25 protein-coding genes and 8 tRNA genes are annotated in these 25,525 nt (G+C 42.6%); 3 read left to right on the top strand and 30 right to left on the bottom strand.

Going from position 1 to position 25,525, the window contains the following annotated elements; translation table 11 throughout:
• Window position 1 precedes the first annotated feature (1 nt).
• The 4 genes from selA to H8S07_RS09395 form a co-directional block, all read right to left on the bottom strand.
• Entirely contained in the window at window positions 2-1,429 is a 1,428-nt protein-coding gene (gene selA / locus H8S07_RS09410; RefSeq protein WP_117537775.1) for an L-seryl-tRNA(Sec) selenium transferase, read from the bottom strand.
• Window positions 1,430-1,458: 29 nt separating this feature from the next.
• Entirely contained in the window at window positions 1,459-2,499 is a 1,041-nt protein-coding gene (gene selD / locus H8S07_RS09405) for a selenide, water dikinase SelD (RefSeq protein WP_186855938.1), read from the bottom strand.
• 141 nt (window positions 2,500-2,640) lie between these two features.
• Entirely contained in the window at window positions 2,641-3,246 is a 606-nt protein-coding gene (yedF, locus tag H8S07_RS09400; protein ID WP_021859792.1) for a sulfurtransferase-like selenium metabolism protein YedF, read from the bottom strand.
• A gap of 52 nt (window positions 3,247-3,298) precedes the next feature.
• Entirely contained in the window at window positions 3,299-3,952 is a 654-nt protein-coding gene (locus tag H8S07_RS09395) for a PHP domain-containing protein (RefSeq protein WP_117537773.1), read from the bottom strand.
• 203 nt (window positions 3,953-4,155) lie between these two features.
• Between H8S07_RS09395 and H8S07_RS09390 the strand changes: the two genes are divergently transcribed.
• Together H8S07_RS09390 and rd are read left to right on the top strand one after the other, a co-directional pair.
• Complete coding sequence (locus H8S07_RS09390; RefSeq protein WP_021859794.1) at window positions 4,156-5,019, top strand: class I SAM-dependent methyltransferase; 864 nt, start codon at window positions 4,156-4,158, stop codon at window positions 5,017-5,019.
• A 97-nt stretch (window positions 5,020-5,116) separates the two neighbouring features.
• Complete coding sequence (gene rd / locus H8S07_RS09385; RefSeq protein ID WP_117537772.1) at window positions 5,117-5,278, top strand: rubredoxin; 162 nt, start codon at window positions 5,117-5,119, stop codon at window positions 5,276-5,278.
• A 187-nt stretch (window positions 5,279-5,465) separates the two neighbouring features.
• Here the strand turns inward: rd and H8S07_RS09380 are convergent, their stop codons facing one another.
• Window positions 5,466-6,137, bottom strand: a complete 672-nt coding sequence (locus tag H8S07_RS09380; protein WP_186855937.1) for an HAD family hydrolase — start codon at window positions 6,135-6,137, stop codon at window positions 5,466-5,468.
• 194 nt (window positions 6,138-6,331) lie between these two features.
• Here H8S07_RS09380 and H8S07_RS09375 point away from each other — a divergent pair, with 194 nt between their 5' ends.
• Complete coding sequence (locus H8S07_RS09375; RefSeq protein ID WP_186855936.1) at window positions 6,332-7,162, top strand: hypothetical protein; 831 nt, start codon at window positions 6,332-6,334, stop codon at window positions 7,160-7,162.
• Between the two features lie 262 nt (window positions 7,163-7,424).
• Here H8S07_RS09375 and H8S07_RS09370 read toward each other — a convergent pair whose 3' ends face one another.
• From H8S07_RS09370 to murB, 25 genes are all read right to left on the bottom strand, one after another.
• Window positions 7,425-8,750: a flavodoxin gene (locus tag H8S07_RS09370; RefSeq protein ID WP_186855935.1), complete on the bottom strand. Its 1,326-nt coding sequence runs from the start codon at window positions 8,748-8,750 to the stop codon at window positions 7,425-7,427.
• Between the two features lie 27 nt (window positions 8,751-8,777).
• Window positions 8,778-10,622 carry a rhodanese-like domain-containing protein gene (locus tag H8S07_RS09365; RefSeq protein ID WP_186855934.1) on the bottom strand — a complete coding sequence of 615 codons (1,845 nt, stop codon included), beginning with the start codon at window positions 10,620-10,622 and terminating at the stop codon, window positions 8,778-8,780.
• A 17-nt stretch (window positions 10,623-10,639) separates the two neighbouring features.
• Window positions 10,640-10,864, bottom strand: a complete 225-nt coding sequence (locus tag H8S07_RS09360) for a hypothetical protein (protein WP_186855933.1) — start codon at window positions 10,862-10,864, stop codon at window positions 10,640-10,642.
• A gap of 561 nt (window positions 10,865-11,425) precedes the next feature.
• Window positions 11,426-11,506 (bottom strand) — tRNA-Leu (locus H8S07_RS09355).
• Window positions 11,507-11,610: 104 nt separating this feature from the next.
• On the bottom strand, window positions 11,611-12,936 hold the full coding sequence (locus tag H8S07_RS09350; RefSeq protein WP_021859798.1) for an MATE family efflux transporter: 1,326 nt from the start codon (window positions 12,934-12,936) through the stop codon (window positions 11,611-11,613).
• Window positions 12,937-13,014: 78 nt separating this feature from the next.
• Window positions 13,015-13,087: transfer RNA gene (locus tag H8S07_RS09345), tRNA-Lys, on the bottom strand.
• A 6-nt stretch (window positions 13,088-13,093) separates the two neighbouring features.
• A tRNA-Gln gene (locus H8S07_RS09340) sits at window positions 13,094-13,165 on the bottom strand.
• Window positions 13,166-13,198: 33 nt separating this feature from the next.
• A tRNA-His gene (locus H8S07_RS09335) sits at window positions 13,199-13,272 on the bottom strand.
• Between the two features lie 67 nt (window positions 13,273-13,339).
• Window positions 13,340-13,413, bottom strand: a tRNA-Arg gene (locus H8S07_RS09330).
• Between the two features lie 56 nt (window positions 13,414-13,469).
• Window positions 13,470-13,540: transfer RNA gene (locus tag H8S07_RS09325), tRNA-Gly, on the bottom strand.
• A gap of 7 nt (window positions 13,541-13,547) precedes the next feature.
• Window positions 13,548-13,622 (bottom strand) — tRNA-Pro (locus H8S07_RS09320).
• Window positions 13,623-13,743: 121 nt separating this feature from the next.
• Complete coding sequence (locus H8S07_RS09315; protein ID WP_186855932.1) at window positions 13,744-14,223, bottom strand: metallophosphoesterase family protein; 480 nt, start codon at window positions 14,221-14,223, stop codon at window positions 13,744-13,746.
• Complete coding sequence (gene rdgB, locus H8S07_RS09310) at window positions 14,220-14,837, bottom strand: RdgB/HAM1 family non-canonical purine NTP pyrophosphatase (RefSeq protein ID WP_186855931.1); 618 nt, start codon at window positions 14,835-14,837, stop codon at window positions 14,220-14,222. Before rdgB ends, H8S07_RS09315 begins: the two co-directional genes overlap by 4 nt.
• The gene (locus H8S07_RS09305; protein WP_021860178.1) at window positions 14,838-15,995 is read right to left on the bottom strand and encodes a THUMP domain-containing class I SAM-dependent RNA methyltransferase; all 1,158 of its coding nucleotides are present in this window, start codon (window positions 15,993-15,995) and stop codon (window positions 14,838-14,840) included.
• Between the two features lie 335 nt (window positions 15,996-16,330).
• Window positions 16,331-16,528 (bottom strand): hypothetical protein, encoded by a 198-nt coding sequence (locus H8S07_RS09300; protein WP_021860176.1) that lies wholly within the window; start codon window positions 16,526-16,528, stop codon window positions 16,331-16,333.
• 297 nt (window positions 16,529-16,825) lie between these two features.
• Window positions 16,826-17,290: a DUF1700 domain-containing protein gene (locus H8S07_RS09295; RefSeq protein ID WP_186855930.1), complete on the bottom strand. Its 465-nt coding sequence runs from the start codon at window positions 17,288-17,290 to the stop codon at window positions 16,826-16,828.
• A gap of 164 nt (window positions 17,291-17,454) precedes the next feature.
• The gene (locus H8S07_RS09290) at window positions 17,455-19,566 is read right to left on the bottom strand and encodes a glutamine synthetase III family protein (RefSeq protein WP_186855929.1); all 2,112 of its coding nucleotides are present in this window, start codon (window positions 19,564-19,566) and stop codon (window positions 17,455-17,457) included.
• A 159-nt stretch (window positions 19,567-19,725) separates the two neighbouring features.
• Window positions 19,726-20,592, bottom strand: coding sequence for a class II fructose-1,6-bisphosphate aldolase (fba, locus tag H8S07_RS09285; protein WP_021860173.1), 867 nt, complete (start codon window positions 20,590-20,592; stop codon window positions 19,726-19,728).
• Between the two features lie 58 nt (window positions 20,593-20,650).
• Window positions 20,651-21,109 (bottom strand): prepilin peptidase, encoded by a 459-nt coding sequence (locus H8S07_RS09280; RefSeq protein ID WP_118288356.1) that lies wholly within the window; start codon window positions 21,107-21,109, stop codon window positions 20,651-20,653.
• A gap of 200 nt (window positions 21,110-21,309) precedes the next feature.
• Window positions 21,310-21,381 (bottom strand) — tRNA-Glu (locus H8S07_RS09275).
• Window positions 21,382-21,499: 118 nt separating this feature from the next.
• Window positions 21,500-22,432 (bottom strand): diacylglycerol/lipid kinase family protein, encoded by a 933-nt coding sequence (locus H8S07_RS09270; RefSeq protein WP_021860171.1) that lies wholly within the window; start codon window positions 22,430-22,432, stop codon window positions 21,500-21,502.
• 83 nt (window positions 22,433-22,515) lie between these two features.
• Window positions 22,516-22,773, bottom strand: a complete 258-nt coding sequence (locus H8S07_RS09265; protein ID WP_021860170.1) for an HPr family phosphocarrier protein — start codon at window positions 22,771-22,773, stop codon at window positions 22,516-22,518.
• Window positions 22,766-23,668, bottom strand: a complete 903-nt coding sequence (gene whiA, locus H8S07_RS09260) for a DNA-binding protein WhiA (protein WP_021860169.1) — start codon at window positions 23,666-23,668, stop codon at window positions 22,766-22,768. Before whiA ends, H8S07_RS09265 begins: the two co-directional genes overlap by 8 nt.
• 9 nt (window positions 23,669-23,677) lie before the next feature.
• Entirely contained in the window at window positions 23,678-24,562 is an 885-nt protein-coding gene (gene rapZ / locus H8S07_RS09255; protein ID WP_021860168.1) for an RNase adapter RapZ, read from the bottom strand.
• Between the two features lies 1 nt (window position 24,563).
• Window positions 24,564-25,475, bottom strand: coding sequence for a UDP-N-acetylmuramate dehydrogenase (gene murB, locus H8S07_RS09250; RefSeq protein WP_186855928.1), 912 nt, complete (start codon window positions 25,473-25,475; stop codon window positions 24,564-24,566).
• Window positions 25,476-25,525: the final 50 nt, after the last annotated feature.

Raw genomic sequence — 25,525 nt, 5'->3', positions numbered from 1 at the left:
CCTAACGTACTTCTATCAGACTCTTCTCTTCAAACACCTGCAGTTCCTGTAACTGCTTAGCGAGTAATTTGAAATTCTGTTCATCCATCGTTCTTACGTCGATCAGCACAGTGTCATTTGCTGTTCTCGGAATCAACGGCACCGGCATATGGCGCAGTCTTTCTTCAAGCTCTGTAATGCTGATCTTCTCAGGATTGATCGCAACGCCCATACTTGCGATACGCTCCAGAGGGAGAGAACCTCCGCCAATCTGTGATTCAAGTGGAACCACACTGATCTCGGCAGAAAGCTTTGCCGCTTTTAAAATACGGCATAATTTCTTAGCATCTTTAGTCACTTCGTCTAATGATTTTGTAATCATGCGAAGAACAGGAATGTTCTGAACTGCCTTTTCTTCGGACAGATATTCCTGTAATACAAGTTCCAGCGTTGCCGCTGTAAATTTATCAATACGGAGAGCACGGGTAAGCTGGTTCTTCTTCATCATATCGATGTATTTCTTCTTACCGATAATGATACCTGCCTGTGGTCCTCCCAATAATTTGTCGCCACTGAAGCAGACAACATCCGCACCTTTTGCAATGGATTCCTGTACAGTCGGCTCGTGTGTCAGACCGTATCTTTCCAGATCAATGAGCACACCACTTCCCAAGTCTTCCACTACCGGAAGATCATGTTCCTTCGCAAGCGGGATCAGTTCATCAATCCCTACGGTATCTGTAAATCCAACAATACGGTAATTGCTTGTGTGTACCTTCAGAAGTGCCTTTGTCTCTTCTGTGATCGCATCTTCATAATCATCATAGTGTGTCTTGTTGGTTGTTCCTACTTCCACAAGTGAAGCCCCGCTCTGCTCCATAACATCCGGGATGCGGAACTTACCGCCAATCTCTACAAGCTCGCCACGGGAAACAATCACTTCCCCTCCTTTAGCAAGCGAGCTCAAAATAAGCATAACAGAAGCAGCGTTGTTATTGACTGCCATCGCAGCCTCTGCCCCTGTAATTTTGCACAACAATTTCTCGAAGTGCGAATAACGTTCGCCACGTCTTCCGGCTTCGAGATTATACTCCAGATTTGAATATCCTGTTGCAATAGCCGCTACCCTCTTCATATGTTCCGGGCTTATCGGTGCTCTTCCCAGATTGGTGTGGAGAATGGTCCCCGTACCATTCATTACCATGCGCATGTTCGGCGTATGCATTGCAGACACTGTCCGCTCGATCTTCTCCGTCAACGCTTCAATCTGTCTCTTTGCTTCCTCTTCGTCTTCACATTTTGCAATATAAGCACGCAGACGATTCATCTCCAGATGAATGGATTCCATAACCGTCTCCCGGCTATAAGTCTCTATCAACATCTGGACTTTCTCATCAGCAAGCAGCACATCCACTTTCGGGATACTGCGATACAACATATTCTTGTCCATATTTTTCTTCCTTCCACTTTTTCTTTGACTTAAAACAGTCGGATCAACTTGTCGCTCTTAGGTGCAACCTTTCCGATCACCGAAATCGTGGTATCCATGCTTGCATTCTTAAAATCTGCCAGCATCTCATTCAAATTATCCGGTGCCACACTGATTAACAATCCGCCGGATGTCTGTGGGTCATATAGCAGGTCCAGATAATACTCCGGAATAGAACCTGCGTCTACTTTCCCAATAGAATATCCTCGGTTCTTGTATGCTCCGGCCGGGACCAGTCCCATCTTCGCGAAATCGATCGCATCGGTAAGGTATGCAATGTCTTTAACATTGATTTCAAATGTCACATCACTGGCTGATGCCATCTCGACACAGTGACCGAGAAGTCCAAATCCTGTGATGTCTGTGCAGGCGCTGACGTCATATTTCTCAACCGCCTGTTTTCCTCTCTTATTCAGCGATGCCATAACCGTCTGCGCTTCTCTGATTGCTTCCGGTGATGCCATATCTGCTTTGATCGCAGTATTAACGATTCCGCTTCCTATCTGTTTCGTTAAAACCAGGATGTCTCCCGGTCTGCATCCGTAATTCTTAAAGATCTTATCCGGATGCACAAAGCCTGATACACAGAGACCATATTTCGGTTCATCATCCTGCACCGAATGTCCTCCTACCAGAACAGCTCCTGCTTCCTTCACTTTGTCTGCTCCTCCGGCAAGGATATCCCCTAAAATAGCTGGATCCAGGCAGTTCGGAAATCCAACAATATTCAAAGCTACTGCCGGTTCTCCTCCCATCGCCCACACATCACTCAGTGAATTGGCCGCTGCAATCTGTCCGAACATATACGGCTCATCTACGATCGGTGTAAAAAAATCCACCGTCTGTATCATAGCAATATCATCTGTCACTTTATATATAGCAGCATCGTCCGACGTCTCAATACCTACGATCAGGTTCTTGTCCTCGAACTTCGGCAACTTACCCAGAACCTGGGCAAGGGTCTCAGGACCAATCTTAGCTGCTCACCCTGCCGTCTTCGTCAAGCTTGTCAGTTTTACATCTGATTTCATACTTGTTTTCTCCTCTCCTTGGTATTGGATGTAACTTCCGCTATACATCTATATATATAGCAAAAATAAGCCGGACTTCCTGTGCGACTCACAAGTGTCCGGCTCTATTACCTCTGTTACAAAATCTGTCTGGACAAATGATTAAGGTCTGATGATCTTACCAGCACCCGCCATTGTCTCAACAATACTGTACATATTTGTTACAGTTCCTACCACCAGTTTTTCTTTCAATCCATAATAATCAAGGCATGTTCCACATGTCAGAATCTGAACCCCCTGTGCTTCCAGTGACTTCAAATCTTCCAATGAATCAGAACCTTCTGTGGTCAGAGTCGCTCCACCGTTATAGAATAACATAGTTTTAGGTAAAGTATCAAGCTGTGTTATTGCAAAGATGAAACCTTTTATTAATACTTTTCCAAGTTCATCGTTACCAGATCCCATGCGGTCTGAATTAATTACTACAACTGTGTTATCTCTTGCGTCCGGCATACAAGTCTCCTCTCCTTCGCTTACTGTCTCAGGTGCTCCGTTCATCTGGATCGTAACTTTGTATTCTTTGTCAGCGATCTTCTCAGACTTTACTGCACCGCCTGAGCTTTCAGCCATCTTTGTTACGTTCTGAACGGCGATCTCATTGTCAACTAAAACTTCGATCGTCTCCGGGCCTGTGAGCGCCTGCATTGCCTTTTTGGTCTTTATAACCGGGATCGGGCAATTATCTCCCATAGCATTAACTGTAATCATAATGATTCTCCTTTCATGCCTTCCCTTTTTTATCTTATATAGATATATTCTATCATTGATGTGCGGAAAGGTAAATAGATTTCTTATTTGTAATTATATGATATTGTCCATCCTTATAAAAAGCCGGACACATCGTTCCTTTTTTAAACACTTCCAGAAATTCTTCCATTGTATGTACTTTCTCCGGAAAATAAGTGGCGCATACACCAACTTTCTCCGGTACATGACAGTCACTGGAACCAAGTGTGAAAAGTCCAAGTTCTTCTGCATATTCAGCAGCCTTATAACATGCTTCAAGCGACGTACTTCCATTCAAGACTTCCAACCCATCCAGTCCGTGCACGGTGCGTAAATTATCTTCCAGTCCTCTGTTATTATTGCGAAATGGATGTGCTGCAAAACACACGCCGCCCTGCGCTTTGACAAGATCAATAAAATCCTGTGCAGGTATCCGTTCTTTCGGATACTCTTCAATTCCAAATGCCACTATATCGCCCTGCAGGGAGAAAAATTCAATTCCTGTAAAGATCGGGAAATTCTCACGTCTGGAATATTCTGCTGCATATTCCTTAAGCCCCATGCTGTCATGATCTGTAATGCAGATTCCGTCCAGTCCTTTTGCCCTGGCAATGCGTACCATCTCATCCAGTTTCAGAAAACTGTCTTTGGAATATGTCATCTCATGCATATGTGTATCGATCAGCATAATCATTTCCTCCCATAGTTGTCTGTTTTTCCAACTGTTCTTCTCTTTCTATTATATAAACTCCTGTCCCGTGCTTCAAATAGAGTTTTTTAATATATATCCATTATTATAGAAGATGTCTATAGGCTTTCTTTTTCTTTTCCGCCATGCTATAATCTTTCATGAATGACTATGCTAACAAATCATGAGAAAGGTTTTTAATTATGTGGATTGCAGATCAATGGAAAGATTATGAAGTAATAGATTGCAGCAAAGGAGAAAAACTGGAACGCTGGGGTGATTTTCTTCTTGTGCGCCCGGATCCGCAGGTAATCTGGGATACCAAAAAGACAAACAGTGGCTGGAAACATCCGAACGGACATTATCACCGCAGTAAAAAAGGCGGTGGCGAATGGGAATTTTTCGATTTACCAAAACAGTGGCAGATTCATTATAAAGAGCTGACATTTAATCTGAAACCATTCAGCTTCAAACATACCGGACTTTTCCCGGAACAGGCAACCAACTGGGACTGGTTCTCCGATAAAATCAAAAACGCCGGACGACCGGTAAAAGTTCTGAACCTTTTTGCCTATACCGGAGGCGCTACTCTTGCGGCTGCCGCAGCCGGAGCAAGTGTTACACACGTAGATGCGTCCAAGGGAATGGTTACATGGGCGAAGGAAAATGCAGCATCTTCCGGTTTATCCGATAAACCGATTCGCTGGCTTGTCGATGACTGTGTGAAATTTGTAGAACGTGAGATCCGCCGTGGCAATCACTATGATGCGATCATCATGGATCCACCTTCTTATGGAAGAGGTCCAAAAGGAGAAATCTGGAAAATCGAGGATGCCATTCATCCGCTTATCAAATTATGTACGAAGATACTCTCTGCCGATCCGTTGTTCTTCCTTGTAAATTCCTACACAACCGGTCTGGCACCTGCTGTTCTGACTTATATGATCGCGACAGAACTTGCACCATGGCACGGACATGTAGAATCCCAGGAAATCGGTCTTCCGGTCAGCAGCACCGGCCTTGTCCTCCCTTGCGGAGCATCTGGACGCTGGTCTAAAGAGATATAGCATTTTTGTCCGATATGATGTATGCTATAACTATAAGATGATGTTTGGGAAAATATCCCGGACAAGGACACGAAAGGTTTCTAACGGAGGAGAAAAGATGGAAAAATATGTATGTCAACCTTGCGGCTATGTTTATGATCCGGAAAATGGGGATCCGGATGGCGGTATCGCTCCCGGAACAGCTTTTGAAGATCTGCCGGACGACTGGCTCTGCCCGATCTGTGGTATGGGAAAAGAAGTATTCGCAAAAGAAGACTAATACGGATACGCCGTGTAAACTTGTCAAAAAAACATGGACATAACAAAAGAAGACCAGCTGTATATTGAGAACACCTCAGCATACATCCAGTCTTCTTTTTATTATGTATGAAACACACCATATTGCATAATTTTCCCATGATATCTCATTGGAAAATATAATTCCAAAGAGTTTTTATGATTGAAAATTATACACTCCCCTCTAAAAACGGAATCACTTCCCCAAGATCAGCAAACTTCCGGTAAATCAGCTTTTTTATCTCTTCTGCCGGCTGGAGCAGATCCGGAATCATGATGGTATGTAATCCTGCTGCCACCGCCGACCGAATTCCGCCCGGTGCATCTTCAAATGCCAGTCCGTTTTCCGGACGCAGTGCAATACTCTCACAGACACGGAGATAGATTTCCGGATCTGGTTTTCCTTTTGTTACCATATCGCCAAATACACCGCCGTCAAACCACTGATAAAGTCCCGCATCCATCAGTACACGCTCTGCATACTTTCTGCTTGACGAAGTTGCCACTGCGGTCTTGTAGTCATGCGTCTTTGCATATTCCAGTAACTCTGCTGCTCCTTTTTTCACCGGAAGTCCCTCTGTATCTGTAATCTGATAAAAATATTTGGATGTCAGTTTCTGAAATTCTTCATAAGGAAAATCTGCGCTGATCGCATTTTTAAAATACTGTCTGCGGCTTTTTGCATTCATTCCCAGTGTATGGTAGATCTGCTGCCCCATTCCTTCTATTCCGAGTTCTTTGCCGGACAGCTCCCACGATCTCTGCACAATCCGCTCCGAATCAAGCAGCAGACCGTCCATATCAAATACAAATCCTTCTATTTTATTTCCATTTATTTTCATGACAATGCTCTCCTGTATCTCCAATTATTACTCATGATAGTTATTTTACATCATTTACCTTAGTTCGATTGTTTTCTATTATACACAATTCTAAATCTAAAGAAAACCTTATGTCTTCCTGAAATTTTTGTGATATCTATTGTATCCATTCGATATAGATACTAAAATGTAAATCGTTTTAGGAGGGATTTTTTATGAGTATGAATACTGCAAATAAGGGAAAAGATATCTTCGACAATGATTTTGAAGTGATCTACGAAGGGGATCTTCCTGATATTAACATTGATACAGACGATAATTACAAAGATGTACTTTCCAGTCTTTCCGATCTGGATACAACAAAGCATATCGATTATGTGGAAGAAAATTATACTACTTCATTCGATGAGACGCCGGAAGAATATATGAAACGGAAGCGCGGCGGCAAGGTATCCGGCAATGATTCTGACAAAAAACGTTCTTCTGATAAAGGCGGGCACAAAAAGGGCGGTTTTCATCTGCCAAATTTTCTGTCTCCTTTGAAGAAAGGCGCAGCAACCGGTGGAAAGATCGCTGCTAAAGCAACACGCAAGACGTTGAATCTCCTGCTCCGTGCCGGAACTCTGGTACTCATTGCTATTATTTTCTGCATGCTGGGACTGACATTCTGGAAAAACGCTCCGGCTTACGGAAATATTGCTGCGGCGGTCGCACAGAAGAATTATATTCTGGGGGCTTATCTTGGTGTTGCCTTATTCCTGCTTCTCGTGGAAGCAGTCACATTTTTAATCGTGCTTTTCGGAAGCAGTACTTATGGGAAACGCGGACACCGTTACGATAAAGGCAAAGGCTTGTTTTCTTTTATTTTCATCTATGCAGGTGCATATCTGTCTCTGTATTTTGAAAATCTGATCCCGGCTTCTCCCGCTCCGCTTCAGGGTTTAAAAGGAGCACTGCAACTCTACGGCGGACTTGCTTCCGCTCTTCTGCCACTCTGCGCGCTGGGTGTTGTAAGCTGCTTTGTAAGAAAATATGTGATACGATAGTCAATTGAAAGACTGTCCTTTATTCCAATACCCTCTATGCTGACAGAACATGTTACGCAAGATTGTATTTTTCATCTGTAGAAAATTTTATTAACAGTTTTCTACAAATGTTATAGTTAGGTTATTGAATATATTTAATAAAGCAAAAGCAGCTCCGTATTATATACCAGATACGGTACATAACACAGAGCTGCTTCTTTTATGTTCTGGGGAAACCTCCCCTTTCCATATTTACTTTTATTTATCCTTAATTTCTTATCAGTTAATCAATTGAAATGAGTGTATACTGATTCTGAATTACATTATCATTCGCATCTTTTGCTGCTCTGCAATAAATCGTAAATCCATTATAGAAAAATCTAACCGAGGATACGCCGTGTGTACAACCATTGACATCAACGGTCATGTTATTATACTTTCCGACTTTTTCAGCAATTTCTTCCTTGGAAAGTGTTTGACCAAGGAGTTTTGTTGCTGCTTCTTTCTGTCCTGCAACAGTCTTTAACGGATCTGCCTTTGCTGTTTCAACTTTTTTGCTTACTTCTGCAACCCACTCTTCTACTTCTTCTTTTGCATCCGGAACCATTTTGCGGGTTAAGAGCTTTCCGTCTTCTTCTCCCATTACAACAGAATTTGGAAGTTTAGCTTTCAGGACATTAATTGCATCTCCAAAACCATAACCACCGGCTTTAATCTGGTCGCAGGAAGAGAATGGTACGATTGTCTTGCCATCCAGATTGTTTTCCTTCATAAAAGTATAAAGGGCACGTGGCGGCTGGCCATACCAATTCGGGAATCCAAGATAAACAACATCATACTGGCTTAAGTCTTCCGTACATTCTTCTACGTCGGGAGCAATACCCATAGCCATTTCCTGATCCTGGACAATTGTCTGTGTCTCTTTCTTTGTCTTAGGATACAGACTCTTTGTACGGATGGAATAAGTCTTTGTATTCAATGCGCCTGCAATCCACTCTGCCAGGAGACCATTGTTACCGGTGATCTTACCTGTGCTGTCCTTCAGCACACTTGCAGAAGTCATAGCATCGATCGGTGTCTGCCCTTCGTTCACATAGCCAGATTCCGGATTACCTGATGCCAGTTTGTTGTAAACTTCCTCTGCATCTTCAATATTCTCACCACGCGCGAAATAAATAACAATCGCTTTTTTTGGTTTTGTTGGTTTCGGTGTTGGTGTAGGCGTCGGCTTTGGTGTTATCTTCTTCGGTTTTGCTTTTACCGTAATTTTCACTTTTGCTTTCGCTTTTTTGTTCTTTTTGGAAGTTACAGTAATGGTTGTCTTTCCAGCTTTTTTCGCTGTTACAACTCCCTTTGAGGAAACCGTTGCAATTTTCTTGTTACTGCTTTTATATTTGACAGATTTGCTTGCTTTTTTCGGTTTCACAGTTTTTACTTTAATCTTCACTTTTTTGCCAACCGTAAGAGTCTTCTTTGTTGGCGTTACATAAATCTTTTTTGGTTTCTTTGATGCTGCAAAAGCATCTGCAGCATCAAAGGTAATTGCCATTACAAAAACCAGAGCGAAAATCACAGCTTTTTTCATGATAGCTTTTATATTTGACTTCATAAAAACGCTCCTTTATCTGCTCTTTTCTTATTCTGGTTTCCTATTTTTAGCGTCTGTTACAATGTTTCCGCTTTCATCTACAACTTCATCAAGATATTTGTCGTATTTTACTTTTCTTCCGGCATAGTCGATAAACCAGTTTCCACGGTTAGCCCATACAACCCAGCCTTCGCCCCATGCTCTGACATTGTTGATATCTACAGACTGTGCATTGTAAGCTTCTCTTGCAGCTCCCCAACCATCGCCACAGAACTGGATGATGGATTTATCTGTCGGGATGCCATTTTTCTCGTAACCTGCAAGGATTACTTCTTTCATAGCCGGTGTTCCGTCTGCATTTTCAAAGTACATTCCATTTGCTTCGAATGAGCCAGGAACTTTTCCTAACAAATCGTGATAGCTGTATGTAGAACTGATGCTGTCTCCTCCAACAAGTGTTCCTGCTGTGTGGTTGTTTCCATCTTCTCCATTTTTGCTGATCATATCTTTTACTTCATCCATCCATGCAAGTTCATTCGGGCTTGCGATCTTGTCTGATCCGAAAGAATCTACAGATGTCGGTTTTACAACATTCTTGTTGTCAAGCTGATATCCGTTGTAGTTCCATGCATTCATAAGACCACTCATACCGTAGTATTTTACTCCGAGAGATCTTAACATATATCCAAGTCTTGCGATCGGACGTCCATCACTTGACATTCCGATTACGATAGAATCTTTTGTAATTCCGTATTCCGGACAAATGCTGTCACGCATCTCCTCCAGTGGAATCAGGCTATACTCAATGGAATATTTCTCACGTTTTTCCGGTGTGTATGAACGAGGTCTCTCATATGTATTTGTATTCATATGAACAGCGCCCGGAACATGTCCTGTTGTCAGGTAAGAAGATTCTTTTACGTTTCCGTAGCTTACATCAATCAGAACAATCTTATCCATATCAGCTTCGCTGAATACTGATTTTGTAAGTGAAGATAATGAATCTGTGTTTCCTGTCTTGTAGTCAGAAATATTTTTTACGATCTCTGATGGAAGGAAACGATCGTAATTCTTGTAAGACTCTACATTTGTTCCTGCATCGATCATATCTTTTGCATTGTAAACTTTTACATTCTTAACACCCTGTTTGTAGAAGTATTTTGCTACATTTACAGCTTCATCCTTTTTATCTGTATAATCATATATAATATATGTCTTATCTGCATTTAAGTCGATTGCTGTATTGTAGTTTTTCAAACTCTTCTCACGTTTTGAGCTGGAAATGCTGAAGTCAAGCCATCTTGCAGAATACAGAACTGCATTTTTCAGATGTCCGCCATTCTTAGCGCCCTGAAGTGCCCATCCTGCGTATGCTTCCTGCGGTCTTGCATCAACCAGTTCCGTCTTATCATCAGCATCATTCATCATAGCTTCAACTTCTTCTGTTGTAGCTGTCTCCGGCACAAAATCATCTGCGTCCGGCTGATCCGGTTCCGGATCCGGTGTTGGTGTCGGATCTACTGGATCTGTTGTATCTTTTTTAGCTGTAACTTTAATCTTTACAGATTTCACAATACCTGTCTTAGCATCTGTAGCTTTTACAGTTACTGTTCCGGCTTTCACACCTGTAACTACAACACTTGTAGATTTTGCGGAAGAGAGTTTTGCAACATCCTTTCCTGCTGTAATTGACCATTTTGCGCTGTTGTTAGATTTTAAAGTTACTTTCTTGCCAGCTTCTACTGTTGTAGCTGATGCTTTTACAGTTAATACCGGTAATACTTTAATTGTAACTTTCTTCGTCTGAGAACCTGCTTTTGCTTTTACAACTGCAGTTCCTTTCTTCAGACCTTTCACTTTTACGCTCTTTGCCTTTTTGCTTGTCAGTTTCACGTATTTTGATCCCTTTACTACGGACAATTTACGGATTTGTTCGCCTTAAGATCTACTGTTTTTCCAACAGCAATTGTTTTCGATGCGGGTTTCACAGTAAGTTTGCTTGCCGCTAACGCGCTGGTAGATGACACGCCTAAAGTTCCGACTGAGACGAGAACAGCCAGAGCAACTGCCATTACCCTTTTGAGCAATGATGATTTCTTAAACATTTTGCTTCCTCCTCTAAAGTTTTTACACATCTCTCTAAAGCTCCCTTTCTCATAGTTGCCTCTTTGATTTATGCATTGTTAATATTATATCATTACCCCCCCCCGGTATATCTAATAAATATTACCAATAATTATCAATTTATTATTATTTTCTATAAATATAAAAGCGATAATGATTGTCATTATTGTGCAATATGTACATTCTTTCAAGGATTCATAAATATTCTGTTTTCTGTGTCAAGCGCGATTATTCTCTGTAACCCATTTTCGTTTTGCAACATTTCGTAGCATTTATGTATTAAAATACATTAGTGCTTATATATACAATAATCAAACAATACTCCACATATACGCGTGTACTTTTCATTGTCGTCATACCCCGGGCTCTCCCTCTTTTGTATACTTCGTACACCATCTCGCCTGTTCATCGTATACTCAGCGATAAAACTCCCCTTGTGAGTTTTATCCGCTGATTAGCGGTCGTCAAATGCCGCCATGCACACATGGCGCATTTTCCTCGTCGCTATAACAAAAAAGACCACCACTTTCGTGATGATCTTCTTCGTAATTGATATTATATCATGTAGCAAATGCGGATGACAGGACTTGAACCTGCACGTCGGGGACACCAGATCCTAAGTCTGGCGCGTCTGCCAATTCCGCCACATCCGCATGCGAACTGCCTAAATAATATACTATATTTTCTGCATATTTGTCAACTGGTTTTTTATAATCATCTGTTTCCTGTTATTTCCGGGACATTTTGAAAATTTTCCTTAAATAACCTGATGCTCCATCCATTTTCCACTTTTAAAGCGGATACTGTAAATAATCGCACGGACTGACCAGTCAGTGAACATTCCGATCCATACTGCAATCGGTCCAAAACCGAGCACTCTCGCAAGAAACATCGCAAGTGTGACACGACAAAACCACATGATGAGCGCCGATGTAACCATCGTAAATTTCACATCCCCGGCTGCACGGAAACCGTATGCCGGTATAAATGCCAACGACCACACAATTGGTTTTGCAATGGTGATACAGCCAACCATGAAAATACACATTTTTGCACTCTTTGCTTCCATTCCACCGAAAATCGTAATTGGATGTACGAGCGCAAAGATCAGCAGACAGCTTGCAATCACGACAACTTCTGACACGGCTGTCATCTTCTTAATATAGTAGGCTGCCTCATCTTTTCTTCCGGCTCCCATACATTCTCCGACTACCGTCATCAGTCCGACACCTATTCCAATTGCCAGAATACCATTCAGATTTTCCAGGATATTTGTCATTCCCTGCGCAGCAATTGCGGCCGTCCCCATCATAGACACCGTAGACTGGATTGCCAGTTTACCAAACTGGAACATACTGTTTTCGATTCCCGACGGAATACCAAGATACAGAATCCGGCGGATCTGTGACCAGATAGGGCGAATACTAAGATACCCCCTCAGGCGGATAATAAGTTCCGGACGACGCAGAAGACACAGCACTGCAATCATCGAAAATGCACGCGACAACATGGTCGCTGTTGCCGAACCGATAACTTCCATATGAAATCCCCATACAAACAGTATATTTAATATGAGATTCAGAATATTTGCACACAGTGAAATCATCATCGGCGTTTTACTGTTTTCCTGTGCACGGAATATGGACGAACCATCATCATACAACGCAATAAACGGATAGGATATCGCTGAAATAATAAAATATTGTCTGGAATATTTCATAACCTGTGGTTCTACTTCTCCAAAGATCAACCGCAGGAGCGGTCCATTTGCTGCCAGACAGATTGCTGCAATCACCACAGACAATACAAATGTGATGAACAGAAGCTGTCTTGCCGCTTCATTTGCTTCTTTTTCTTTTTTGCATCCAAGATATTGGGAACATACAACTGTTCCTCCTGCTGCCAGTGCATAAAACGCCTGAACGATCAGTACGTTGATGGCGTCTACCAGACTGACTGCTGAGATTGCCGCCGAACCCAGATTGCTGACTACCATTGTTCCAACTGTTCCCATCATGGAATTTAGCAACTGATCAAATGCCAACGGTGCCATCAGTTTCCACAATGCTTTATTAGAAAACATGTGTTTTCCCACTTTTTTTCCTTCTTTCTACACAAACAAAAAAACGCAAACCCCAAAGGATTTGCATCTATAATTCAGTGAGCGTGCGGGGATTCGAACCCCGGACAACTTGATTAAAAGTCAAGTGCTCTACCACCTGAGCTACACGCCCATATAACTGGGCTAGTTGGATTCGAACCAACGAATGCAGGAGTCAAAGTCCTGTGCCTTACCGCTTGGCGATAGCCCAATAATACATTTTCTCTTTACAGAAAAAAAGAAAGGTGGGTAATGGGACTCGAACCCATGATATCCAGAACCACAATCTGGCGCGCTAACCAACTGCACCATACCCACCATATATTACTTATCGAACTATAGCTGTCCAACTAAGTACCACATTATTAAATTGTTGTGGTTCTAACGAGCCTGGGGGGATTCGAACCCTCGACCTACGGCTTAGAAGGCCGTTGCTCTATCCAGCTGAGCTACAGACTCTTAAGGATAAGCTCCTCAGAACTATCACTTTTCCAAATGTCTGTTGACACTCGGAAAGCGGGTGATGGGAATCGAACCCACGTATCCAGCTTGGAAGGCTGGTGTTCTACCATTGAACTACACCCGCAAGATTATCGGGGTGACAGGATTCGAACCTGCGACCTCCTGGTCCCAAACCAGGCGCTCTAGCCAAGCTGAGCCACACCCCGATATTGTTTACTTTGTGTCATCTTGTTGTATCTCCGTGACACAATAGCTATTATATAGCAAGGTTCGAATATTGTCAATAACTTTTTTGATTTTTTTTTGCAATTTTTTACATGTCTTTTCTTATACATATTTCAGCTCAATCTCCGGCATGCCCGATGCATCAATCTCCATGATCATATAGGTCTTCTGACGCCCGCTCTGACGCGGGTAAGAGATACTTCCCGGATTCAATATCGTCACGCCGTCTTCTTCATGCAGCGATGGCTTATGTGTATGTCCATACATCACCACATCAGCGTCTCTGCCTTTAGCTTCTTTCAGCAAATCACTCTCTCCCATAGATACATAATAATAGTGTCCATGTGTAATGAAAATGTGATTTCCTTCCACAACGAATTCTTCTTCCTGCGGAAGATCACTGAAATAGTCATTATTTCCTGCAACGATATGTACCGGACAGTCCGCCAGTGCTTCTATATAATCAGCCCCGCCTTCCACATCTCCAAGATGGATAAGCATATCAATCGGCTTCTCCCGCTCCAAAACCTGTTCCAGAGATACGTGAGCCTTATGTGTATCACTTACGATCAGTATTTTCATTTCTTCTTATTCTCCAGAATCTCACGCATTTTCCGAAGTCCTTCTCCTCTGTGGCTTCGTCTGTTCTTCTCTTCCGGCGCAAGTTCTGCGCTGGTACATCCACATTCCGGCAGATAGAAAATCGGATCATATCCAAATCCGTTTTCTCCGGCAATCTCATGACCAATAATGCCCTCCATCGTGCCGCGCACAACTTCATGGCTTCCATCCGGAAGTACAGCTGCGATCGCACAGACAAACCGCGCTGTACGTTTTTCGTCCGGCACACCATCCAGACGGTCTAAGAGCGCCTGATTTTTAATATCATAGGAAGTATCCTCTCCCATGTACCGCGCAGAATAGATTCCAGGCTCTTTGTTCAGATAATCGATTTCCAGGCCGGAATCATCTGCCATCACAACTGCTTCTTTGTATTCCGGTATCTCATGTGCGATTTTCGCAATCTCGGATGCTTTGATCAGTGCATTTTCTTCAAATGTGGTTCCATCCTCTACAACATCTGCCTGAATCTCTGCTTCTTTCTGTGAGAGAATCTCCAGTCCCAGACCGTCAAGGATCATACGGACTTCCACCATCTTATGCTCATTTCCTGTTGCAAATATTATTTTCTTCATCTACTGCTCCTCTCTCGGTTTTCTCGGCGGCTTCGGTCCCATAAACTGATAGAAATATGTCTTCAACATTCCATTGTAAATCTTCCGGTTCTTATCCGCTTTCCGTCCGAAATAACGCTGTGCATCTTCATAAGAAGTAATCATGTAAGCTGACCAGCTGTCAAGCCCTGCAAAGCTCTCGCCAAATGCACGATACAGTTCCGGCAGGTCTTTCTTATCTTCCAGACGTTCTCCGTAAGGCGGGTTCGTCACGATAAATCCGTATTTCTTCGGATGACTTAAGTTTCTTACATCTCTCTCCTGAAAATGGATCAGATGATCCACTCCGGCTTCTCTTGCATTTCTTCTTGCGATCTTAATGACTGATCCATCGATATCATATCCCTGAATGTCCACATCGATATCGTCCTTAATCAGATCATTTGCCTCGTTGATCACGTCATACCACATTTTCTTCGGGATCAGGTTCGTCCACTCTTCTGCCGTGAAGGAACGATTCATTCCCGGCGCGATATTTGCAGCCATCATTGCAGCTTCTATCGGAAATGTTCCACTTCCGCAGAACGGATCTACGAATACACGGTCTTTCTTCCATGGTGTCAGCTTGATGAGTGCTGCTGCCAGAGTCTCCGTGATCGGCGCTTTGCCGGAAACTTCACGGTATCCTCTCTTGTGCAGGGACACACCGGATGTATCGATTCCTACTGTCACGATATCTTTCATCAAAAATACACGTACCGGATAAGAAGCTCCGTCTTCGGGAAACCACTCGATTCCATAATATTCCTGCAGCCGTCTGACCATTGCTTTCTTCATAATAGACTGGATGTCTGACGGGCTGAATAATTTACTCTTAACAGACGCTGCCTTGGCAACCCAGAATTTTCCATTCTTCGGAATATAACGCTCCCACGGCAGGTTCTTTGTCTTGTCAAATAATTCTTCAAATGTTACCGCTTTGAAACTTCCTGCTTTTACAAGGATTCTCTCTGCTGTCCGCAGGAAAATATTGGCACGGCAGATTGCGTCTTCATCTCCGTAAAATGTCACTCTTCCATCTTCTACTTCTGCGATATCATAGCCAAGGTCTATGATCTCTCTTTTTAAAACTGCCTCCAACCCAAAATGGCATGGTGCAATCAATTCTATTTTACTCATATATTTCTCCTGTTTCTTCCGTACTTTTCTGTTTGTACTCTTTCTTAGTATATTCTACATAAAAAAAGCGCGCAAGGTTTTTATAACAAAGAATATGACTTTGCATATCTGCCGGAAGATTTTTATATAAAAAAGGCTTCCCTGAAAATACCTGTATCTTCAGGGAAGCCTTTTTGTTTACTTCATTATAAATGACTACCATCATAAAGCGCAAACTGCATCACACATTATTTGATTTTTGCTTTTGCTGCTTTTGACCATGCCGAATAGAGTTTGACACTCTTTCCGCCATATTTCACTGTCTTATAAGTGCGGATTGTTACGCCATTTTCTGATTACTGTCTCTCTTTGTAGCCGTGGCAGTTGCTATCAGAAGAATTTCTATTGGATTCATTCTTGTCGGACTGCCCATATGCATTCTTTTTGGATGCATTCTTATTATATCCGTTTTTGTTAGATGAGTTCTTGTCTGCGATGTTTTTGCCATAAGCATTCTTATCAGATGCATTCATGTTTGATGAGTTTTTTGCCATTTTAAATTCCTCCTAATTCTTTTTTAAGTTACAGGATTATTGTGTCCATCTGCATCTGTTTTATGTATCTTTTTCACAAAAACAGGCTTACAAATATATTAAGATTTTTTTAAGGTTTTTCTTGCTTTTTGACTCTTGCTATATTATACTTAAACTTGTAGAAAGGTTACTTTCTACAACCCCTTATTAATTATTTATACTCCCCTCAAAAGACCGATGGCTCCCCCATCGGTCTTTTACTTTATATTTTTCTTTTTATCACAGGGATTCATCAAATTTTTCTTCTGCTTTCAGTTCTTATCTTCGTCTCTGTCCGATTACCCGGAGAATCCACATCAACACAATAAGCGGAAGAACGATCGGCGCAAGAATGCTGATAATTCCTCCGATCACCGCCACGATCAAGACGATAATTCCAACAAGCCCCAGTATCAGAAGAAGTTTCTTCCACCAGCTGTCCAATCCAAATACATGGACATTGCCATATCTATTCTGTTTGACGGAATCATATTCGCTATTTGCAGTGGTCTCACTTCTGTATTCACCTTCTGTGTACTCCTGGTTCTCCTGTGCATCTATGATCGTACGGGCAATCGCCCATGGATCTCCCAATTCATCTATCACTTCTTTTTCGGATTTTCCTTTCGCTACTTCATCTGTAATATACTGCTTATAATAATTCACATTCTCACTTACAACTGCACCACTTAAGTCATTGCCAAGTGCGGCTCTTAATTTTTCCAGAAATTCCTGTTTCGTCATTCTATTATCTCCTTAATCAGCAAAATGTGCCTAATAAAAAACCTTGCACTTAGGATAGCACATACAAGTTGCCATTCCAAGTGCAAGGTTCTTAAAATTTTCTAATGAATTTATAAAAATCAGGAGTTCATATTTATCGTATCTTTTATCTATCGCAAAACCGATTACACTTCAAAGATCAGATCTCCATATGATGGCATCGGCCATGCTTCTTTGTCTACGATCATTTCCAATTTGTCAACCGGTGTACGCAGAGTTTCCATTGCAGGTACTACATCGAAGTGATAGAATCTTGCCTGCTCTTCACCTTCATCCATAGCTGCTGCCTTATCAGTTACAGTACTGAGTGCATCCAGTGCGCTCTTTGTCGCAGCCAGGAGATCACTTGTCTCTTTCAGCAGTCCAGCCTGTACGGAAGCGTCTACTCCTGCTTCTTTCACTGCAAGTACTGTATCTGCCAGAGATTTTGTATATTTGATAACAGCCGGGATGATCTGTTTGCTTGCCATGTCGATCATTGTACGCGCTTCAATGTTGATAGCCTTTGAGTAGTTCTCATACTTGATCTCTACACGTGACTCAAGCTCTGCCTTTGTGAATACTTTAAACTTTTCAAACATAGATACTGTATCTTCTGTTACCAGTGCCGGTACAGCTTCTACCATAGATTTGATGTTCGGAAGTCCTCTTCTCTCAGCTTCTTCTACCCATGCATCTGCATATCCGTTACCATTGAAAATGATTCTCTGGTGCTCTGTTGCATATTTCTTGATCAGATCATGTACTGCCATATCGAAGTCATCTGCTTTCTCCAGGACATCACACGCCTCTGCAAATGCTTCTGCTACGATTGTGTTAAGTACAACGTTTGATCCGGAAATAGAATCTCTTGATCCTACCATACGGAACTCAAATTTGTTACCTGTAAATGCAAACGGCGATGTACGGTTACGGTCTGTTGCATCTTTTGCAAGATCCGGAAGTGTACTTACACCTGTCTCCAGTCTTCCGCCTTTCAGACTGTGTGTAGCTTCTCCGGTATCTACGAGCTGGCGGATTACATCTTCAAGCTGATCTCCAAGGAAAATAGAGATGATAGCCGGAGGTGCCTCGTTTGCTCCCAGTCTGTGATCATTTCCTACATCTGCTGCAGATTCACGAAGCAGTGCTGCGTGTTTGTCTACTGCTTTCAAGATACATGTCAGCACCAGTAAGAACTGTACGTTCTCATGAGGTGTCTTGCCTGGCTCTAACAGGTTTTTACCATCATCTGTAGTCAGTGACCAGTTGTTATGTTTACCGGATCCGTTGACACCTGCAAATGGTTTCTCATGAAGCAGGCATTTCATTCCATGCTGGCATGCAACTCTCTTCAATGTCTGCATTACCAGGTGGTTGTGGTCAACAGCTACATTTGCTTCACCGTAAATCGGTGCAAGCTCATGCTGTGCCGGTGCAACTTCGTTGTGCTGTGTCTTGGATGCAACTCCAACTTTCCACAGTTCAATATTGACGTCCTTCATAAATCCGGCAATTCTCTGACGGATGGTTCCGAAATAGTGATCGTCCATCTCCTGTCCTTTTGGAGGCATCGCTCCAAATAAAGTACGTCCTGCATAAATAAGGTCTTTTCTCTGCTCAAACTTTTCAGCATCTACAAGGAAATACTCCTGCTCTGCTCCAACAGAAGGAGTTACTTTCTTAGCTGTTGTATTGCCAAATAAACGAAGCAGTCTCAGTGACTGTTCATTGATTGCCTGCATAGAACGCAGAAGCGGTGTCTTCTGGTCAAGTGCTTCTCCTTTGTAAGAGCAGAATGCTGTCGGAATACAAAGTGTAGCGCCTGCTGCATCATGTCTTACAAATGCCGGCGAAGTACAGTCCCATGCTGTATATCCTCTTGCCTCGAATGTTGCTCTAAGTCCTCCGGATGGGAATGAAGATGCATCCGGCTCTCCTTTGATCAGTTCTTTTCCGGAAAAGCTCATCAGCACTTTTCCGTTCGGCAGTGGTGCAGAAATAAAAGAATCATGTTTCTCAGCGGTAGCTCCTGTAAGGGGCTGGAACCAGTGTGTATAATGTGTAGCTCCTTTCTCAATCGCCCACTCTTTCATCTCGTGAGCAATTACATCTGCTGTTGCAAGGTCTAATTCTTTTCCCTCTTCGATAATCTTCTTCAGATCTTTATAGACCTTCTTTGGCAAACGCTCTTGCATGACAGTATCGTTAAATACATCTTCCCCAAAAATTTCAGCTACTTTCAATGCTTCACTCATGTCTTTTCGTTTCCTTTCTTAATCGTGTCTTGTTGTCTGTATTCAAATATTGTTGAATATGTAAGAAAAAGGCACTCCAACTTTCATTGGAACGCCTTTGTTCTCGCTACGCCTGTTAGTATAACTCAATTGTCTGAAAAAGGCAAGTATAAATTGAAATTATTCTGCTTTTCCAACAGATCCGAATAATTCCATCTTCTCCTTGACAGTTTCGATGATTGCTTCGTATCCTGGTTTTAAAAGCTTACGAGGATCATAGCCTTTTCCTTCCTGATCTTTACCCGCCTCGATATATTTGCGTGTTGCATCAGCAAATGAAAGCTGGCACTCTGTATTAACATTGATCTTAGCTACTCCGAGATCAATTGCCTTTTTGATCATGTCATCCGGAATTCCTGTTCCACCATGAAGTACCAGTGGCAGTTTTCCTGTCAGCTTCTGGATTGCATCCAGAGTCTCAAAACTTAATCCAGCCCAGTTTGCAGGATATTTTCCGTGAATGTTACCGATACCTGCTGCAAGCATTGTAACACCAAGATCTGCGATCTGCTTACATTCGTTCGGATCAGCACACTCACCCTGTCCGATAACTCCGTCTTCTTCTCCGCCGATAGAACCAACTTCTGCTTCCAGAGAGATTCCTTTCTTGTTGCAGACTTCAATCAGTTCTTTTGTCTTTGCAACGTTCTCTTCGATTGGATATTTAGATCCGTCAAACATGATAGAAGAGAATCCAGCCTCGATACACTTATAACTTCCTTCGTAAGTACCGTGATCCAGATGTAAAGCAACCGGAACTGTTGTTCCAAGCTCACCCATCATAGCTTCTACCATAGCAGCAACTGTCTTGAATCCAGTCATGTACTTTCCTGCTCCTTCAGATACTCCAAGGATTACCGGAGATTTCATCTCTTCAGCCGCATTCAGTACTGCTTTTGTCCACTCCAGATTGTTGATGTTGAACTGACCTACTGCATAGTGACCTTCAACTGCTTTTTCAAGCATCTCTTTTGCTGATACTAACATATCATATTCCTCCAATTCTTCAATTCACATTTCATTTTTTTATTATAGACCATTACTTTCAAAAAAACAAGGACAAAGAAATCAGCATTCCCGCACTAAGAAACGGACCAAGCGGGATACTCGACTTCCGTTTCACCTTTTTGCACAAAAGCATCACGATTGTCCAGATTCCTGCCAGCAAAATGCCAGTAAAAAACGCTTGCCAGATTCCATTTGCACCAAATAAACTCCCACCTGCTGCCATTAATTTTACATCTCCGCCACCAACAGCACCCGGCTTCCATGCTGCCAGCAGAAGTAACGGCACACTGACAGCAAACACTCCAACGCACACCGCCTGACACGAAAGTTCAGGGCAGAGCATCCGGTACGCTGCCGCCAGCGCTCCAAATGCCAGCACGGACCGATTTGAAATTCTGTGTGTACGCGCGTCCTGTCCGGCAATCCACACCAGACAGGTGGCAAGCAGATACAGCATAAACCATCTGCACAAATATATTTTTGAAAATATCATCATAAAATTATATCTCCTTTTACTACATTATATGATGCCAGGTCAAAAGCCTGACACCCTGTATCAAAAATCTGTATGAAAGTAAAAATGTACTATTGCAATGTCATAATTTCAGGAATTATGCAGGCTGAACTGCCTGACTTGATATTGTAGATATATAAAACAAAACCGGAATTCATAATGAACTCCGGTTTCATACCGAGTGACTCCCAGGGGAATCGAACCCCTGATTCCAGCGTGAGAGGCTAGCGTCTTGACCGCTTGACCAGGGAGCCTTGCTCTTTCGTACTTGCCTAGTATAGCAAACATTCTATAAATAAGCAAGTACTTTTTTTCATTTTTTATGTTTTTTTGCAATTTTTTCTACAGCCCTGCATTTTTCGGCTGCTTTCGCTAGTTTTCTTTCTTGTGATTCACAGACAATTTCTTCATTTCATCTTCCGGAACCATTAGATGTAACTGTTTCTGCAAATTCTCAATGACAACTTCATCATGGCTTCCGCCATACTCCCCATCCAATGTCCATGGGATCTCTTCAATCGACTCGAATGTGATCTTGCCTGTTTTGAATGTGTACATATGCTTTGTGTCCACCTGTTCGATCAGAAGTGATGCGATGATCTCCTGTAAAGCAATTGGATTCTTCGGTGTCTTAATCAATGTAACTTCAAACAGACCGTCGTCAAATGCGACTTCCTTTCCGATCATATTGCGGAAACCGCCTACAGATCTGGAATTTGTTACCATTCCGAATACAAATTCGTCCTCGATCACCTCTCCGTCATGTTCTACTTTGATCCGGTAAGACGGAATGTTAAACAGACGCTTCGTTCCTTCCAGAAGGTATGCAAGATGTCCGAGCACGTTCTTCAATTCCTGCTTTGTCTCATAAGATACATCCGTAAATAAACCAAACGCGGCAATATAGACGAAAATACCGTCATTGAATTTACCGACATCACAGCAGAATTCGGAACCATTCACTGCATTGTCCGCAGCTTTCAGAACATCTTTCGGAATATGCAGGCTGTTCGCAAAGTCATTCGTTGTTCCAGCCGGAATATATCCGATCGGATCACGGTCTTCACGTTTCATCATTCCGGTCACAACTTCATCCAATGTTCCGTCACCTCCGCTGCACACAACCAGATCATATGTACTGGCATCATATTCGGATATTTTCTTATATGCGTCATGATATGCCTGCGTCGGATAGATCACCACTTCATAACCTGCTTTCACAAAAATATCTACAACGTCTGACACCTTTGGTGCGAGCATGCCTTTGCCGGCATGCGGATTATATACAAACAGTAATCTTTTCATACTCCGCTCTCCTTTCACTCGTCTGAAAAAGAGTTCCTTAACCGGAACTCTTTTCTTATGTCTTATATTATCATTATGTATGATTATTTGTTAGCAACGAGGAATGCTTCCACACCTGCTACTGCCTCGGATTCATCCTCTCCGTCTGCTGCAACAGTAATCGCCGTTCCTTCTGAAAGATTCAGGCTCATCATTCCCATAATACTCTTTGCGTTAATCTTCTTATCATCCATCTCGATATATACCTGACTCTTATACTGGCTCGCTTCCTGCACAAGGTGTGCAATCGGTCTTGTTTCCATATCCATGCTGTTTCGAATCGTAACAGGCTTCTTAATCATAGTGTTGCTCCTCCTTATTTTCCCTTAACTTATTCGCTATCTCACTTAATTTCCTCAGTCTGTGATTCACACCTGATTTTCCTACAGGTTCACGTAACAGACTTCCCAGCTCCTTCAGTGCTGCATCCGGATATGCCAGACGTGTAAGGGCGACGTCTTTCAACCCATCCGGCAATTCATCAAAACCAATCGTATCCCGGATATATGCAATATCCTCCATCTGCCTTACTGCGGCAGAAACGGTTTTGTTAATATTAGCAGTTTCGCAATTCACTTTCCTGTTGACGGCATTACGCATCTCTTTCAGGATCCGGACATTCTCCAGCTCCAGTAATGCAACATGCGCCTCCATAACATTCAGCATATCCACAATCTGGGAACCTTCCTTCAGATATACAACATGCATTCGCTTCCGCTGTACAATCTTCGCATCGGTTCCGAAGCTGTTCATCAGAGTCTTCAGATGCTCTGCCCGTTCTTCCTGCGCACATACAATCTCCAGATGGTATGACTTCGTAGGATCACTCATTGATCCCGCCGCAAGAAATGCGCCCCGAATATAGGCTCTTTTACAACAGACTGCCTGAACGTCCGCATTCTTTACCGCAAGGAGTTCTTCTCCCCTCCAGAAGAGATGATAACTCCAGTTGTCCTTTCCTGCATGTCTTCGAATTACGATATCAGTCTTTATATTAAATGTTTTTCTCATTAATGTAAAGCATTTTCTTGCAACTGGATAATTTTCCGTGTCCACCTGTAAAGTGATTCTGCCCTTAAAATCTTCCGAAAAATGCCCACACATTTGCACAATTGCAGAAAGTTCTGCAAGATTGCAATGTCTTGCATCCGTCGAATGTTCTGCCAGTTCTTCTTTTATTTTCCCGGAAAATGACATTTCCTGCTCCTATCTTGCTTTCGTTTTAGCATCCTTTTCAATGTCTCTGTGTTCGATTCTAACGCCATAGTTTTCTTCATTTTCCTGAAGTGTTTCGTATAATGCATTCGCCAGAGTTACGGATCTGTGTTTTCCACCGGTACAACCGATTCCGATCACAAGCTGCGTCTTTCCTTCTGCCACGTAATTCGGAATCAGAAATTCAATCATGTCTGTCAGTTTCTCCAAAAATTCCCAAGATTTCTCATTTTCCATAACATAATCTCTGACTTCTTTGTCATTACCGCTCTTTGAACGTAATTCTTCTATATAATATGGGTTCGGCAGAAAACGGACATCAAATACAAGATCTGCATCACTTGGGATTCCGTATTTAAATCCAAAAGACAGAACTGTTATGTATAAGTTCTTGTATTCCTTGTTTTCTACGAAAATTTTATTCAGTTCGCCTTTTAATTCGCGCGTCAGCATATGGCTCGTATCCAACAGGTAATTTGCCTTCTTCTTAAGAAAGCTTAATTTTTCACGTTCCTCGGCAATTCCTTTGTCCACTCTCTGGCTGCTGCCGGACAATGGATGAAAACGTCTTGTCTCTTTATATCGTTTGATCAGCACATCGTCACTGGATTCCAGGAACAGAATCTCATAAGTAAGTCCTGCTTCATCCAGCTCACTAAGTACACGCTCCAGTTCTTTGAAACTCTGACCGCTACGGATATCCACGCCAAGCGCCGCCTTATTCATCTCTGTACCCGGCACACTTAAAAGCTCTGCAAATTTTGGAATCAATGGCACCGGCAGATTATCTGCGCAAAAATAACCCATATCTTCCAGCATCTTAAGCGCTGTACTTTTTCCTGCTCCCGACATACCCGTTACAATCACAAATCTCATACTAGAACTCTCCTAATCTTTTTACTTCCGGCTCTAATTTCACGCCGAACTTTTCCTCCACTCTGTCTGACACCTGCTGCATCAGTTCTACGATATCTGCTGCTGTCGCATGATCCTTATTAATAACAAATCCGCAATGTTTTTCGGAAACCTGTGCGCCTCCTACCTGAAAGCCACGGAGATCTGCATCCTGGATCAGTTTTCCGGCGAAATATCCTTCCGGTCGCTTAAATGTACTTCCAGCACTCGGATATTCCAGCGGCTGTTTTGTAATGCGCTTTTCCTTCAGCTCATCCATGTAAGCCCTGATCTCATCTGCATTTCCACTCTTAAGTTCAAGAACTGCCTCTATGACAATGTAGCCTTTTTTTGCGATTACGCTTGTACGGTATCCCAGTTCCAGCTCTTCCTTCGGAATCGTAAGGAATTCTCCCTCATCCGTCAAAACTGTCACTTCCTTCAGAACATCTTTCATCTCACCACCGTATGCTCCGGCGTTCATCACACAGGCGCCGCCGAGCGTTCCCGGAATTCCTGCCGCAAATTCAAATCCTGTAAGACTTTGCTCCAGCGCTTTCGCTGCAACCTGTGAAAGCAGTGCTCCCGCCTGTGCGCAGATTACATTTCCCTCGCAGGTAATCTCATTCATCTCTTTGAAAATCTGGATTACAACGCCTCTGTAGCCTTTGTCTCCGACCAGAAGATTACTTCCATTTCCAATTATATAATAAGGAACATTCTCCGCTTTACAGCATGTAATAACCTGTAAAAGTTCTTCCTTTGTCTTCGGTACCACGTATACGTCTGCCGGGCCACCTACCCGGAACGTAATATGATTCTTCATCGGTTCATCTGCTTTCACCTGTGCAGACGAAAGAATCTGTTTCAATTTATCATATATATTCTGATTCATCTATGATTTCTCCTTATAGAATAGAGTGTGTCTTTTATTCCTTGTACATC

This window comes from Dorea hominis, assembly GCF_014287705.1.
GTDB classification, from domain to species: domain Bacteria; phylum Bacillota; class Clostridia; order Lachnospirales; family Lachnospiraceae; genus Dorea_D; species Dorea_D hominis.
The sequence above is the reverse complement of the archived record's forward strand: the minus strand, read 5'-3'. Positions and strand labels throughout refer to the sequence as shown.

Coding starts and splice junctions, on each gene's coding strand:
- rdgB (WP_186855931.1), bottom strand. CDS start 14,837: ATGAAGAAAATAATATTTGCAACAGGAAATGAGCATAAGATGGTGGAA.
- murB (WP_186855928.1), bottom strand. CDS start 25,475: ATGAATCAGAATATATATGATAAATTGAAACAGATTCTTTCGTCTGCA.
- yedF (WP_021859792.1), bottom strand. CDS start 3,246: ATGATTACAGTTAATGCTATGGGAGATAATTGCCCGATCCCGGTTATA.
- H8S07_RS09370 (WP_186855935.1), bottom strand. CDS start 8,750: ATGAAGTCAAATATAAAAGCTATCATGAAAAAAGCTGTGATTTTCGCT.
- whiA (WP_021860169.1), bottom strand. CDS start 23,668: ATGTCATTTTCCGGGAAAATAAAAGAAGAACTGGCAGAACATTCGACG.
- fba (WP_021860173.1), bottom strand. CDS start 20,592: ATGTTAGTATCAGCAAAAGAGATGCTTGAAAAAGCAGTTGAAGGTCAC.
- H8S07_RS09390 (WP_021859794.1), top strand. CDS start 4,156: ATGTGGATTGCAGATCAATGGAAAGATTATGAAGTAATAGATTGCAGC.
- rd (WP_117537772.1), top strand. CDS start 5,117: ATGGAAAAATATGTATGTCAACCTTGCGGCTATGTTTATGATCCGGAA.
- H8S07_RS09270 (WP_021860171.1), bottom strand. CDS start 22,432: ATGAAAAGATTACTGTTTGTATATAATCCGCATGCCGGCAAAGGCATG.
- H8S07_RS09290 (WP_186855929.1), bottom strand. CDS start 19,566: ATGAGTGAAGCATTGAAAGTAGCTGAAATTTTTGGGGAAGATGTATTT.
- H8S07_RS09395 (WP_117537773.1), bottom strand. CDS start 3,952: ATGCTGATCGATACACATATGCATGAGATGACATATTCCAAAGACAGT.
- H8S07_RS09375 (WP_186855936.1), top strand. CDS start 6,332: ATGAGTATGAATACTGCAAATAAGGGAAAAGATATCTTCGACAATGAT.
- H8S07_RS09315 (WP_186855932.1), bottom strand. CDS start 14,223: ATGAAAATACTGATCGTAAGTGATACACATAAGGCTCACGTATCTCTG.
- H8S07_RS09380 (WP_186855937.1), bottom strand. CDS start 6,137: ATGAAAATAAATGGAAATAAAATAGAAGGATTTGTATTTGATATGGAC.
- H8S07_RS09265 (WP_021860170.1), bottom strand. CDS start 22,773: ATGATTAAGAAGCCTGTTACGATTCGAAACAGCATGGATATGGAAACA.
- rapZ (WP_021860168.1), bottom strand. CDS start 24,562: ATGAGATTTGTGATTGTAACGGGTATGTCGGGAGCAGGAAAAAGTACA.
- H8S07_RS09300 (WP_021860176.1), bottom strand. CDS start 16,528: ATGGCAAAAAACTCATCAAACATGAATGCATCTGATAAGAATGCTTAT.
- H8S07_RS09305 (WP_021860178.1), bottom strand. CDS start 15,995: ATGAGTAAAATAGAATTGATTGCACCATGCCATTTTGGGTTGGAGGCA.
- H8S07_RS09280 (WP_118288356.1), bottom strand. CDS start 21,109: ATGATGATATTTTCAAAAATATATTTGTGCAGATGGTTTATGCTGTAT.
- selA (WP_117537775.1), bottom strand. CDS start 1,429: ATGGACAAGAATATGTTGTATCGCAGTATCCCGAAAGTGGATGTGCTG.
- H8S07_RS09360 (WP_186855933.1), bottom strand. CDS start 10,864: ATGTGTAAAAACTTTAGAGGAGGAAGCAAAATGTTTAAGAAATCATCA.
- H8S07_RS09295 (WP_186855930.1), bottom strand. CDS start 17,290: ATGACGAAACAGGAATTTCTGGAAAAATTAAGAGCCGCACTTGGCAAT.
- H8S07_RS09350 (WP_021859798.1), bottom strand. CDS start 12,936: ATGTTTTCTAATAAAGCATTGTGGAAACTGATGGCACCGTTGGCATTT.